This window comes from Paenilisteria newyorkensis (assembly GCF_000766145.1).
Classification (GTDB): Bacteria; Bacillota; Bacilli; order Lactobacillales; family Listeriaceae; genus Listeria_A; species Listeria_A newyorkensis.
Genome location: NZ_JNFB01000039.1, coordinates 44,628 through 58,003, shown reverse-complemented (window position 1 = coordinate 58,003; position 13,376 = coordinate 44,628). Strand labels below are relative to the sequence as shown.

Genomic DNA, 13,376 nt, shown 5'->3' with positions numbered 1-13,376 from the left:
CTATTCTACTACTTTTTAATCCGCATTCCTATAAAAATATTCGCGATAGATTCAGGTATAACAAAAAGCCTCTCAAAGATTCGTTCGAGAGGCTTAACCAAACTATAAAATCGCAATTAATGCCAGTCTGCCGGTTCACGTGCATCATCAATTTGCGTTTGCAATTCCGCAACCAGTTGTTCTTTCGTCTGCGCATCCCATTGGAATAATCTATCCATATCTTCTATAACTTCCTCTTTCCATTCCAACAAATACGGCATATCAAACAACAAGTATCCCGTACGACGCAATAAGAAATCAACAGGATGAATCACCGCTTCTTGATAAATCGCATAGTGGAGTTGTGCATACAAGCTGTTTGGCAATGGCGATGTACCGTTTTCTTTATGCTCCTGCGCATACGTGAACACATGGTCAATATTCGAACCGTAGCGTTTCGCAAGTTCACGACCCTCCGCAAGCGACCAACCGAAGCGATTGTTCCCTTCTTTTGCTTTTTTCTCAATGAATGCGTCGATATTTTTCGAACCCCCTACATCTCCACCCGAAATCGGCAAATGATGCGTTTGTACCGTTTTGAATTTCTTCCCAGTTTCTTTAGCAAGCGCTTTGGAAACTTCATCTAGCAACTTCTCGGCCATTTTACGATAACCAGTCAACTTCCCGCCAGCCATCGTAATCAAGCCGCTTTCAGAGAACCAGACCTCATCCTTACGTGAAATTTCAGATGGATCCTTGCCTTCTTCGTAAATAAGTGGACGAACGCCAGCCCAGCTTGATTCAATATCATTTTCACTAATATGAACATCTGGGAACATATAATTAATCGCTTTAATCACGTACTTATGATCCTCTTCATTCGCTTTTGGATTGATCACCATTTCTTCATAAACCGTATCCGTCGTCCCAACATAGACCTTCTTTTCACGCGGAATAGCAAAGACCATCCGACCATCCGGCGTATCAAAATAAACAGCCTGCTCCATCGGGAATTTCGTTTTATCGATAACAAGATGGATTCCTTTGGTTAGGCGCAGGTGCTTATTGTTGACTGTATAATCCATTTTACGCACTTTATCCACCCAAGGTCCAGCAGCATTAATCACGCGATGTCCTTTAATATCGAATACTTTTCCGGTGATACGATCACGCGCAACAACACCAACAACTTGTTTTTTTGCATCATAGAGGAAATTCTCCGCTTTTGTATAATTGATGACTTTCGCGCCGAGTTCAACGGCTTTTTTCATGACTTCAATCGTTAAACGCGAATCATCCGTCCGATATTCCACGTAGTAACCCGAACCTTTCAGCCCTTCCTTTTTCACAAATGGGTTTTTAGCCAGCGTTTCTTTTGCTGATAAAATTTTGCGGCGCTCGTCTTTTTTTACACCGGCCAAATAATCATACAAGCGAATACCAAATGAAGCGCTCAGTTTCCCCATGTTTCCGCCTTTATGAAACGGTAACATCATCCATTCAGGCGTCGTCACGTGTGGACCATTTTCATACACAATCGCGCGTTCCTTCCCTAAATCAGCTACCTCTTTAATCTCAAATTGTTGTAAATAACGCAAGCCACCGTGAACCAGTTTTGTCGAACGGCTAGAAGTTCCCGCAGCAAAATCTTGCATTTCAATTAACGCTACGCTCATCCCACGTGAAACGGCATCCAGCGCAATCCCTGCACCAGTAATCCCACCGCCTACAATAACTAAATCGAATGCTTCCTCTGCCATCTTCGTTTGAATCGTTTCTCTGTCAAATGCTGAAAATAATTGTACCATCATTTTTCCCCCTCTAGGACCTGTTTGAAGTCTATCCCTCATCATCTGTTTTCCACTTTTCGCCGGGTTTGAAACCGCTACACAAAAAAAGAGAGACTACAAAACAAGCGATTGCGCTCGCCATTTGTAGTCTCTCCGTATCTCAGACAATAATTAATATTAACTTGTCTCCAATTATAGTACAGCCGTTCCCTAAAAGTAAAGCTATTTGTTTCGTCCCCTTCGTATCTCTACAGCTTTTTCTGGAAAATCCGTCATAAACCCGCGAACATTCTCATCAAAAAGCGTCTCCATCTGACTTACTTTATTAGCCGTCCAACAGCGCGTCGCCACATTCGCAAGCGCTTCTTGATTTCGAATCGTGTATGGTGGATTAATGCTATCCAGTTGCAAACTTGCAAACTGCGCCATCGCTTCTTCCACGTCCAACTTCGTTATCGCCGAAAGTTTAATCGTATCGTCTAGCGCTCTGAGCCGTGCTAGCGTCTCTAAATTAAAGGAACAAAATAAGAAAGTCAGCCGTCCAGCCCATTTTTCACAAAGCTCCAGCACTTTCTCCTCTATTCCAGGATAATCATACGCATCCGTCTTTAATTCAATATTTAGAATCAACGGATACCGACCTAATACGACAAGCACTTCCTCCAATGTCGGAATCTTTGTTTTTTTGAACAACGCTCGTAAATGTTTCTTATACCCTTGATGCGCATCCAATTTTTGAAGCTCTCTCAACGTAAAATCTTTCACTAATCCCGAGCCATTTGTCGTCCGATTTACCGTTTCATCATGGATCACGACAGGAATACCATCTTTTGTCAACTGGACATCTAATTCAATGCCATCCGCCCCAGCTTTCACCGCAGCTAAAAAAGACGGCATCGTATTCTCCGGATACAACCCTTTACTCCCGCGATGGGCAAATATTTCCGTCAAATTCCTCACCTCACTTATGTGACATATTGTTCTTTTTATTATACATAAATAAGACAATTGTCTCAAATTTAATAAATTCCCGTTTTTTTATTGTCTATCGAATTACAGCGCTAGAAACATGTGTTATGATAGGTCAGTAGAGAATAACTGGAGTCAGCAAAACGGAATTAGTAACAAGCTTTTATTCCTACTACTTATATTAGCAATTAAAATTGGGAAACTTTCTTTCCTTATGATTTGCGGTTAGGAGAGATTACATGGAGAGATCCGCTCGTTATAAAAGAAAATATGTACCTAGCATCGATGGGCTTCGAGCACTGGCAGTTATAGCTGTCATCGCCTATCACCTCAGTTTTGGATGGGCTTCCGGCGGCTTTTTGGGAGTTGACATCTTTTTTGTTTTATCAGGCTACTTAATTACCAATATTTTGCTATCTGAATGGGAAAAGAATGAACGCATTGATTTGAAGAAATTCTGGGTTGGCCGTTTCAGACGACTTATCCCTGCTGTATACTTAATGATTGTTGTCGTTGTCGTGTTTGCCGTGATTTTCAACCGGCCACTTCTGGCAACATTGCGAGGAGATGCCACAGCTTCCTTTCTATATATGAGCAACTGGTGGTTCATTTTCCATAACGTGTCGTACTTTGACTCATTCGGAACAGCATCTCCCATCAAAAATTTATGGTCCTTGGCTATCGAAGAACAGTTCTATATTATCTGGCCACTGTTTTTATATGGTGCCCTCAAGTTCATCAAAAAACCAGCCATCATTTTGCGCATTATCGTGATTGCAGCGATGCTTTCCGCTATTTTAATGGCGATTCTGTATTCACCCGACGGCGATCCAAGCCGCGTATACTACGGAACAGATACACGCGCATTTGGTTTGTTACTCGGCGGAGCATTGGCTTTCGTATGGCCATTCACACGCTTATCGCCGCACATTCCAAAACCCGCAAAATTCACCGTGAATCTAGCAGGAACAATCAGCGTTGCCATCTTCGTGATTTGCATCGTGACAGTCAACGAGTATGATTCCTTTTTATATCGTGGCGGCATGTTCCTAATCGCCATTAACGCCATTGTCATGATTGCGACCATCGCGCATCCAGCTTCCTATCTGAGCAAGCTATTCAGTTTTAAACCACTGCGCTGGATTGGTATGCGATCTTACGGCATTTATTTATGGCACTACCCAATCATCACGTTAACAACACCAATCACGGAAGTCGGAACGCCGAATTTGGTACGAGCGACCCTTCAAGTGGCGGCAACACTTCTCATCGCCGAGCTTTCCTACCGATTCGTAGAGACCCCGATTCGAAAAAAAGGCTTCATCGCCTACATCAAGTCGTTCCATTTCAAAGGCTTACTCCATTGGCGCGGCTACCCAGTTGGGAAATGGGCGTTTATCAGCAGTCTCGTTCTCATTCTCGGATTCTTCGCACTCGGCATGAGTAATCTAATTCCAGTGAAAACAAACGCAGAAGGCACACAGAAAACACATGTAAAAACAGTTGCCGATGCGAAAACACCGCAAAAAGAAGCGCCTAAACCAGATACACCAACAAAACCGACGCCGGCACCTAAAAAGAACGCCGCAAAAACACCAGTCACACCTGACAAAATCAGCTACACACAAACACTAGCGATTGGTGATTCACTCATGATTGACATCCAACCAGTTCTCGAGAAATCCGTTCCAAATATCGCTATTGACGGTTTAGTCGGACGCCAAATGGCCGATGCAATCAATACAGCCACTCAATATAAGAAATATAATAGTAAAGGTAGCGCCGTCATCCTCGAACTTGGCACAAATGGTCCTTTTGCCCTCAAGAAAATGGAGCAACTCGTCCAAATGTTTGACGAAGCTAGCATTTATCTTGTGAATACGCGCGTTCCTCGTCCATGGGAGTCAGAAGTAAACGAATCCATCGATAAGATTGATGCGGAATACGATAATGTTACACGCGTCGATTGGTACAGTTTAGCCATCGATCATCCGGAATATTTCGGTCGTGATGGCGTTCATTTAACGAAAAAAGGCGTATCGGCTTATGTTGGCCTCCTGACAAATAAAATGGTCCATTAAAAAAAAACATCGAATCCTACTACCAAAGGGTTCGATGGTTTTTTTTATAGAAAAACTAAGCGTTCTTGCTCATTAAAGAGCGTTTGAATTTCGTTAGACTGAAACAACGCATCCTGTTCCTGATAAAATAAATAAAGCATCAAAACCCTATCAAACGCCAGGCTTACCGCGATACTTTTAGAACGCACCAACGTTTCCCGATGCCTCTTCCCTTTTAAATCAATATAAAAACTTCGTCCAGAATCCCAATCCGTTTCCAGATTAATAGAATCCGGTTTTTGCTCATTTTCTAAACTATATAAATGTCTGGGTATATGTAATTTCGATAAAACCGCTAGCGCTCGCTCCACAGTTGCCACATCTGGACTAATATCGTAATCTGTTTCGCGCAGATATTCATGAATTTTCCAAATATATTTTTCGCGGTAATGGCTGCGCATCGTCCATAAATAAAATATCCGCGCTCCCTCACGCTCATCCGTATAACTCGCGAGATGCTCCTTCTCCAAAACATTCTCTTTCTTACTCCGTACATAAAAATAATGCCACTGTTCCCCACCCGCTAGCCGTTCGCGCTCTAGTCGGTAATAATCCTCCCCTTTTTCATGGAAGGTCTCAATACTATTCTTCTTCGTAATAACCCGCTCTCCGCGTTGCTTTAATAATCGGCAAATACGTTCTAATTCCATATCAAACTGTTCCTTTCCAACATCGCAGCTACTCCTCTATTTTCAAATAACCATAATCCACCAAATTCTTAATCGAAGCAATAATCCACAGCTCTTTTTCTACATGTACGCGTCCTTTTAAATATTTCCGAAATCCATTATCAATCGCATCCATATGCTTTACCGCCTTTTCACAAGCGGTCTCAAATGGTTCTATCACAATATATTTATCAGCTGTTTTCTCAACCACCGTGTGCATGGATTCCTTCTTTGGGAGTCCTTGCAAGCCATTTATCGCATCACTAAACCTTCGCAACTTTAAGTCCATTTCGTTTTGATGCATAAAAGAAATTTTCTTCATTATTATCCACCTTTCCATAAACTTCTTGATATATCTAGGTGTTTCCGCTTTCAGTTTGGAATTAAAAGAAGACCACTCTCATAGTGATCTTCATCGTCATGTATATATATACAATTTAACACATTCTCAGTTGTGTGTAAATGCTTTTACAGATTATTCTCCAAAAACATGTGGCCACTCTTGTTTTTTGTCCAAGAAATTCTGTGCTAACTCTTTCGCGCCTTCTAAGCTATGGCTAGCAGCCCAGCCACATTGTACTTCATTACAAGCCGGAACTTCAGTAGCGCTTAGTACGTCAAGCAATGTTTTTTCAAGAATCGCAAGCACATCCTCATAGTCGTCATGATTAATAACGGATAGGTAAAAACCAGTCTGGCAACCCATTGGACTGATATCTACAATTTTATCGGAATGATTGCGTGACAACTCTGCCATTAGATGTTCCAACGAATGGAGCGCCGGCATTTCCATATGCTCCTTATTAGGCTGCATAAAGCGAATATCATATTTATAAATCTCGTCTCCATGCTCCCCCATTTTTTGGCCAGCAAGTCGTACGTACGGCGCCTTTACAAGCGTATGATCTAGGTTAAAACTCTCGACATTCATTTTTTCAGACATTCCAATCCATCCTCTCGAAAAAAATATTCCTAGGCTAGCTTCACCTTGCTCACCTAGGAACTCTTATGATATAAACTATTCTACCGTATTTTCAGTAATCGTTGCAAGTCCAAGCCATGTTTCGACTGGTGCGCCTTCTAGTTGCTCATCCATAATGAACGATCCATTCGAATAGCGATCCGTCACGCGTAAATTCGCAACCTCCAGATTCACTACCACTTCTTTATCCGTCGCAATATGAATAATATCATTGCTATCGGCTAAGTCTAAACTGATAAAACGATGTGGACTATTTTTCAGCTCACGAAGCATCAACAAACCTCGTTTTGCTCTTGAGATCGGCTCAAATTCCGATAATTTCATTCGTTTAGCTGATCCGCGCTGTGTAAGCAAGACCAAATCACGTTTTTCGCTGGGAACAATCACTTTTGCCCCAACAATAAAGTCATCTGCCTTCAGATTCATGGCTTTGACACCGGCCGTTCTAGCGCCAGAAAGCGGCACTTCACTAATCGAATAACGCAAGCCGTATCCATTATGACTCGCTAAGAAGATATCTTCATTTCCAATAACGGTCTCCACAGAAATCAGGCTATCTTCACCTTTTAAGTTAATCGCCATCAATGTTTTCGAGTAACGCTGCGGTTTGTAGTTCAATACTGCCGATGCTTTAATCATGCCATTTTTCGTTACGAATAAGAAATAGTCCGTCTCACTGAACGTTTTCATCGGGATGGCGGCAACCACTTCTTCCTCAGAGGACGTATCGGAAACAAGATGACTCACATGCTCGCCTAAGTTCTTCCACTTAATATCTGGCAACTCATGGACAGGACGATAAATATAGTTCCCTTTACTTGTGAAAAGTAACAGCGAATCCATCGTGTTCATCGTCTGGATAAAGATAGCATGATCCGTTTCTTTCATCGATAAATCTTCCCCGTTTGACGCGGCATATGAACGCATTCCAGTGCGCTTCACGTAGCCTTCTTTCGTCACAGAAACAACGACGTCCTCACTCGCAACAAGCACCTCTGTATCAATTTTGATTTCAGAAATTTCATTTTCGATAACCGTCAAACGCGGCGTTTTATATTTTTTCTTGATTTCATTCAACTCTTCTTTTAAGCAAGCAATCAAATTATTTTCGTCTCCCAAAATCGCTTCTAGCTCCGAAATTTGTTTTGCCAGCTCATCCGCCTCTTGCTGAAGTTGCGTAATATCCGTATTTGTTAAGCGATAAAGTTGCAAGGATACGATGGCCTCTGCTTGTTTCTCACTAAAATCATACGTGGTTTGCAAGTTTAATTTCGCATCACGCTTATCTTTGGAACCACGAATCATTTGAATCACTTCGTCTAGAATCGATAGGGCCTTCATGAGACCATCAATAATGTGTTGGCGAGCCTTCGCACGACGAATATCATACTCCGAACGCTTCGTGATAATCTCTTTTTGGTGCGCAATGTATGCGTCAATCATTGAAATAACACCCATCAATTGCGGACGTTTATTAAAAATCGCGACCATATTGAAATTATATGAAATTTGTAAATCCGTGTTTTTGAAAAGGTAATTCAGTACGCCATCTGCATTCGCGTCTTTTTTCAACTCAATCACAATGCGGAGTCCAGAACGATCCGTTTCATCACGAACTTCTGAAATACCCTCGATTTTCTTATCAATCCGTAGATCATCCATCCGTTTCACGAGTGTCGCTTTGTTAATTTCGTATGGAATCTCGGTAATGACGATCTGCTGACGTCCGCCGCGCATATCTTCAATAGCCGTCTTCGAACGCACAACCACGCGGCCTTTTCCGGTTTCATACGCTTTACGAATCCCGTCGATACCTTGAATAATCCCACCAGTCGGGAAATCCGGGCCTTTAATCAGCTTCATAATATCAGACGTCGTGCAATCCGGCTTATCCAAGCGCTTAATCACGCCCTCAATCACTTCCGTCAAATTATGCGGTGGAATATCCGTCGCATACCCAGCCGAAATCCCTGTCGAACCATTCACTAGCAAATTCGGAAAACGACTCGGCAATACCGTCGGCTCACTCGTCGTATCATCAAAGTTCGACACAAAATCAACCGTCTCTTTATCCAAATCACGCAATAATTCCGATGAAATCTTGGATGTCCGTGCTTCCGTATAACGCATCGCGGCCGGCGGATCACCATCGACACTACCGTTATTTCCGTGCATTTCAATCAAGGTATTACGAACTTTCCAATCCTGGCTCATCCGCACCATCGCTTCATACACCGATGAATCTCCATGCGGATGATAGTTACCAATCACGTTTCCGACAGTTTTCGCAGATTTCCGGAATCCTTTTTCAGCCGTATTGCCCTCGACATGCATCGCGAACAAAATCCGACGTTGTACAGGTTTCAGTCCGTCACGCGCATCCGGTAACGCCCGTTCCTGAATAATATATTTACTATAACGACCAAATCGGTCTCCTAAAACTTCTTCCAAGGCTAAGTCTTGAATTTTTTCATCTGGAGTACTCACTCGCCCGCCTCCTCAATAATCATGTTCTCGTTTTCTAGAATGCTTTGATCTTCTTCCAGCGAGAATTCCACATTTTTCTCAATCCAGTCACGTCTTGGCTCTACTTTATCGCCCATCAGTGTCGCCACACGACGCTCAGCGCGAGCGATATCATCAATGCGTACACGGATCAGCGTTCGCGACTCTGGATTCATCGTCGTATCCCACAACTGATCGGCGTTCATCTCACCAAGCCCTTTGTAGCGCTGAATAATGTACCCTTTTCCGATTTTTTGAATGGCTGCATCCAGTTCCTCATCAGTCCACGCGTACGCCATCACTTCTTTTTTACCAACACCCTTACTAACCTTGTAAAGTGGTGGTAGCGCGATATACACCTTGCCAGCTTCCACTAACGGACGCATGTAGCGGTAAAAGAACGTCAGGAGTAGCACTTGGATATGCGCGCCATCCGTATCCGCATCGGTCATAATCACGACTTTATCATAATTACAATCCTCCACCTCGAACTCAGCACCTACGCCAGCGCCAACCGTGTGGATAATCGTACTAATTTCTTCATTTTTCATAATATCGACCAGTTTCGCCTTCTCGGTATTAATAACCTTACCACGAAGCGGCAAAATAGCTTGGAAACGGCGGTCACGGCCTTGTTTAGCCGAACCACCCGCCGAGTCTCCTTCGACAAGATACAATTCATTTCTTTCCGGGTTTCGCGATTGCGCTGGTGTTAACTTACCAGAAAGCGATGTTTCTGAGCGTTTACGTTTTTTGCCGTTTCGCGTCTCTTCACGCGCCTTACGTGCCGCCTCACGCGCCTCACGCGCCTTCACAGCCTTTTTCACGAGCAAAGCACTTACTTCTGGATTCTCCGCTAAATAATAGCCCAAATGTTCCGCTACAACAGCGTCCACAGCAGGCCTTGCCTCTTGCGTTCCGAGTTTTTCCTTTGTTTGCCCTTCAAATTGCAGCAAATTCTCCGGAATCCGAATCGAAAGCACCGCAGAAAGTCCCTCCCGAATATCGCTACCTTCCAGGTTCTTCTCTTTCTCCTTCAACATCCCAACACGGCGGGCATATTCATTAAACACACGCGTCATCGCGGCCTTCATACCAGCCTCATGCGCGCCCGCACCCTTAGTCCGCACGTTATTAACAAAACTCAAGATGTTCTCCGCATACCCATCGTTAAACTGGAACGCCATCGCGATCTCAATCGTATTGTTATCCCCTTCAAACGACACAACTGGGTGCAACACATCTTTGCCCTCGTTAATATATTCCACAAAATTCTTCACACCATCTTCAAAATGGAATTTCTCTTCCATCCCAACACGCTCGTCTACAAGCTCAATCTCCATCCCTTTCAACAGGAATGCGGACTCACGCAAGCGCTCCGACAACGTTTCATAATTATAAGAAGTCATGGGAAAAATCGTTTTATCAGGTTTAAAACGAATCGTCGTACCTCTTTTGTTTGTTTTACCAAGCTTGCGTAACGTTCCCACCGGTTTACCGCCATTTTCAAAATCCATTTCGTAGGTGAAGCCCTCACGGTAAATCGTTACTTTTAAGGATTCTGACAAAGCATTAACAACCGAAGAACCTACACCGTGTAAGCCCCCACTCGTTTTGTAACCACCTTGACCAAATTTACCACCGGCATGGAGTACCGTCAAAATAACTTCGACAGTTGGCTTACCTGTTTTATGCATTCCAACAGGCATACCGCGACCCTCATCCGAAACGCTAACACTTTCATCAGCATGCAAAACTACTTTTATTTTATGACCATATCCAGCCAGTGCCTCATCGACGGAATTATCCACGATTTCATAGACTAAGTGATGCAATCCACGTGTATCTGTCGAACCGATATACATCGCCGGGCGTTTACGTACCGCCTCAAGTCCTTCCAACACCTGAATCGAATCATCATTATACTCATTTTTTGAACGACTCATTTTATTTTTTCTCCTTCCGATTTTGCTTATATATCTTGCTGTTTACCCATTTCTACCTGTTATCCAAACATATGTTGGCAACAACTACTTTAACAGAATAGCACTTCCGCTCAAAATAATAAAGCCCCAGTTCTCTCTGAGGGCCTAGAAATGCTCATTTCCGTCGTTAAAAGTTCCGTTCCGATACTCGTGTACAAATCGTACATTCCGTGTCGGTACTCGCTTTTGCCTAGAAACTAAGCATTTCTAGACCCCCAGAGGTTTCGCGGCACGGACTTGGACTTTAGTCCTTCAAAATTTTGATTGGATTGGTTATAGGGCTATGTATTTTTTTTGCAAGTCAAATAGACTGGGACAAAATTCCGAACAAGATAAAATCGCCTTGTCCTTTATTGGGTAAGACGTAAATTATGCTTTACACAAATCGAGCGAAAGCGTTTGTATTCAAGGGGTTTGGTGGAAGCCAGAAGCGGAGTGTACGACTGTACATGAGAACCGGAAGTCCGCCAAACCCCTTGAATGCGAGCGCTTGCCGCCGATTTATTTGGGCTATGTCCCAGACCATTTTTTGTGGTTATCTTTCTAGTCTAACATTATCCCTTGCCAGAAAGCAAATACTCTACCATTATGCAGCGGTCCATGATAACGATGTGGCCTTTTTCTTTTAGGAAATCGTAGGCTTCTTCGTTTGAAACGCCGGATTGCGCCCAGAAGACATCTGCGTCGATTTGATCGAATTCTCGCGCCAAATCAGGTAAGAATTCGGATCTTCGGAAAATATCAACAATGTCGACATGCCCTTCGATGTCCGCTAAACTTGCCACGGCTTTTTCGCCAAGAACTTCATCTACGCGCGGATTAACCGGTATAATCGTGTACCCCTCTTGTTGCATCCGCTCCGAGATTTGATAGGATGTGCGCTCTGGGTTGTCACTAAGCCCAACTACCGCGATTCGCTTCGCTTTGTTCAAAATCTGATGAATTTCCGATCTTTCAGGGTTCAAAATTGCCATCTAAATCCCCTCCTATACGTCCATCATAGCGGATGAGGAGGCGAAATAGCAAGCAAGAACGGCATTTTATTTTTTCCTAGAAGAAACAACTTTTTCTCGAAATAAGAAAAACTGTTCTAATAGCATCGCAAAAACACTTCCAACGATAAGTCCGTTATTCAAAACAGCGATGACCGCAGCTGATAATCCTTTTGTCGCAGAAGGAGATAGGAACATCACACCCACGCCAATCATCATCGATATACCGATAACAAGGTACGCGTTTTCCTCACCTGACGTTATTTTTTTGAGCTCCTTCAATGCCATCACAACCATATTGGAGAAAATGACAAATGTTACCGCATAGCCAACCGGTGCTGGTAACGCACTCATAATGTTCATAATCGGCGGGAATAGCGTAATCCCAATGACTAATAAACAACCTAGCAAAAATGGTTTGATCGATTTCTGACCGGTTTGTGTGACGAATCCAGCAGCTCCTGAAATAGGGACAGAACCAATCGCCGAAAAACCGCCGCCTAGCAACTGATTAACGCCCGAAATTAGCCCGCCACGCTTGTACCTTTTCGGATCACTAGGCTTATTACCAGCAACGATTCCTTCCATCAAACGCACAGAAGCAACTAAATTAGTAATTAATAGCAACGTGATAAAAATCGCGGTCGTAATCACACCAGAATCAAATGTCGGCATGCCAAACGCAAATAGCTTCGGCAAATCAAACCAAGAATGTGCCTCTCCAACACGTGGTGCTTTTCCAGCAATTAAAAATAATCCCCAACCAAGAACTAAGCTAAATATCACGGAATACTGCCGAATCCACATCACTTTTGACCGTCCAAATGCAAAAGCTGCGATGACCACTATCAGGCTTAACAGCGCCATCCACGGGTCCATTATCGGGTGAGCCGCTGAGATTCCGAACATCCCTTTTATAAAAGAACCGCTCAGTTGCAATACGAGGAGCATCAAGTAAACAAACGTCACAGTCGGCGTGAATAATTTCGCTAAGACACCGATAAATCCGCTAGCAGCTAAGACGATAAAAAAGATACCACTTACGAGTAAACCACCTGATAAAGCTTGTAATGCCTCGATATTTGAGGTGTATAAAACACCGATAAATCCTGCATAAATTGTGAATACGCTCCACCATAATCCCGCAGGACCTTCATGGATTGGCAAACGGTGTCCAAGCAAGCCTTGTAACAGTCCTGCTACACCTAAAACAAATATTGTTCGTTGCATAAAGCCTGCCGTTTCCACAGCGCTCAGTTGATATAAATCTGCAATCGCAATTGGCGCCACGATCGCAGCCGCAATCATAAAAATCATCCACTGCAATGCAGCAATTCCCATTTTCATTCCAAACTCCACTCCTTTTTGTGTTATTTTCTAACTATT

At 43.3% G+C, this 13,376-nt stretch carries 10 protein-coding genes; 1 reads left to right on the top strand and 9 read right to left on the bottom strand.

Features of this window, described 5'->3' with window-relative positions:
• Positions 1-116: 116 nt before the first annotated feature.
• Both EP58_RS12350 and EP58_RS12345 read right to left on the bottom strand, forming a co-directional pair.
• Entirely contained in the window at positions 117-1,787 is a 1,671-nt protein-coding gene (locus tag EP58_RS12350) for a glycerol-3-phosphate dehydrogenase/oxidase (protein WP_036093869.1), read from the bottom strand.
• Between the two features lie 204 nt (positions 1,788-1,991).
• Positions 1,992-2,720, bottom strand: a complete 729-nt coding sequence (locus EP58_RS12345; RefSeq protein WP_036093868.1) for a glycerophosphodiester phosphodiesterase — start codon at positions 2,718-2,720, stop codon at positions 1,992-1,994.
• Positions 2,721-2,977: 257 nt separating this feature from the next.
• Here EP58_RS12345 and EP58_RS12340 point away from each other — a divergent pair, with 257 nt between their 5' ends.
• A complete protein-coding gene (locus EP58_RS12340; protein WP_036093866.1) occupies positions 2,978-4,819 on the top strand; it encodes an acyltransferase family protein in 1,842 nt (613 codons plus the stop codon).
• Between the two features lie 44 nt (positions 4,820-4,863).
• On the opposite strand, the gene EP58_RS12335 is transcribed toward EP58_RS12340, so the two are convergent.
• From EP58_RS12335 to EP58_RS12305, 7 genes are all read right to left on the bottom strand, one after another.
• Positions 4,864-5,508 carry a hypothetical protein gene (locus tag EP58_RS12335; RefSeq protein WP_036093864.1) on the bottom strand — a complete coding sequence of 215 codons (645 nt, stop codon included), beginning with the start codon at positions 5,506-5,508 and terminating at the stop codon, positions 4,864-4,866.
• Between the two features lie 28 nt (positions 5,509-5,536).
• Entirely contained in the window at positions 5,537-5,848 is a 312-nt protein-coding gene (locus tag EP58_RS12330) for a hypothetical protein (RefSeq protein ID WP_036093863.1), read from the bottom strand.
• Positions 5,849-6,001: 153 nt separating this feature from the next.
• Positions 6,002-6,469, bottom strand: coding sequence for an S-ribosylhomocysteine lyase (locus EP58_RS12325; protein ID WP_036093861.1), 468 nt, complete (start codon positions 6,467-6,469; stop codon positions 6,002-6,004).
• A gap of 75 nt (positions 6,470-6,544) precedes the next feature.
• Complete coding sequence (gene parC, locus EP58_RS12320; protein WP_036093859.1) at positions 6,545-8,995, bottom strand: DNA topoisomerase IV subunit A; 2,451 nt, start codon at positions 8,993-8,995, stop codon at positions 6,545-6,547.
• A complete protein-coding gene (gene parE, locus EP58_RS12315) occupies positions 8,992-10,959 on the bottom strand; it encodes a DNA topoisomerase IV subunit B (RefSeq protein WP_036093858.1) in 1,968 nt (655 codons plus the stop codon). Before parE ends, parC begins: the two co-directional genes overlap by 4 nt.
• A gap of 593 nt (positions 10,960-11,552) precedes the next feature.
• Positions 11,553-11,972 (bottom strand): CoA-binding protein, encoded by a 420-nt coding sequence (locus EP58_RS12310; protein ID WP_036093856.1) that lies wholly within the window; start codon positions 11,970-11,972, stop codon positions 11,553-11,555.
• A 66-nt stretch (positions 11,973-12,038) separates the two neighbouring features.
• Entirely contained in the window at positions 12,039-13,337 is a 1,299-nt protein-coding gene (locus EP58_RS12305; protein WP_036093855.1) for a purine/pyrimidine permease, read from the bottom strand.
• Between the last annotated feature and the right edge of the window lie 39 nt (positions 13,338-13,376).

What these genes read in the sequence shown, in the direction of transcription:
- EP58_RS12350 (WP_036093869.1), bottom strand. Translation starts at nt 1,787, where the DNA reads ATGGTACAATTATTTTCAGCATTTGACAGAGAAACGATTCAAACGAAG.
- EP58_RS12340 (WP_036093866.1), top strand. Translation starts at nt 2,978, where the DNA reads ATGGAGAGATCCGCTCGTTATAAAAGAAAATATGTACCTAGCATCGAT.
- EP58_RS12335 (WP_036093864.1), bottom strand. Translation starts at nt 5,508, where the DNA reads ATGGAATTAGAACGTATTTGCCGATTATTAAAGCAACGCGGAGAGCGG.
- EP58_RS12330 (WP_036093863.1), bottom strand. Translation starts at nt 5,848, where the DNA reads ATGAAGAAAATTTCTTTTATGCATCAAAACGAAATGGACTTAAAGTTG.
- EP58_RS12325 (WP_036093861.1), bottom strand. Translation starts at nt 6,469, where the DNA reads ATGTCTGAAAAAATGAATGTCGAGAGTTTTAACCTAGATCATACGCTT.
- parE (WP_036093858.1), bottom strand. Translation starts at nt 10,959, where the DNA reads ATGAGTCGTTCAAAAAATGAGTATAATGATGATTCGATTCAGGTGTTG.
- EP58_RS12310 (WP_036093856.1), bottom strand. Translation starts at nt 11,972, where the DNA reads ATGGCAATTTTGAACCCTGAAAGATCGGAAATTCATCAGATTTTGAAC.
- EP58_RS12305 (WP_036093855.1), bottom strand. Translation starts at nt 13,337, where the DNA reads ATGAAAATGGGAATTGCTGCATTGCAGTGGATGATTTTTATGATTGCG.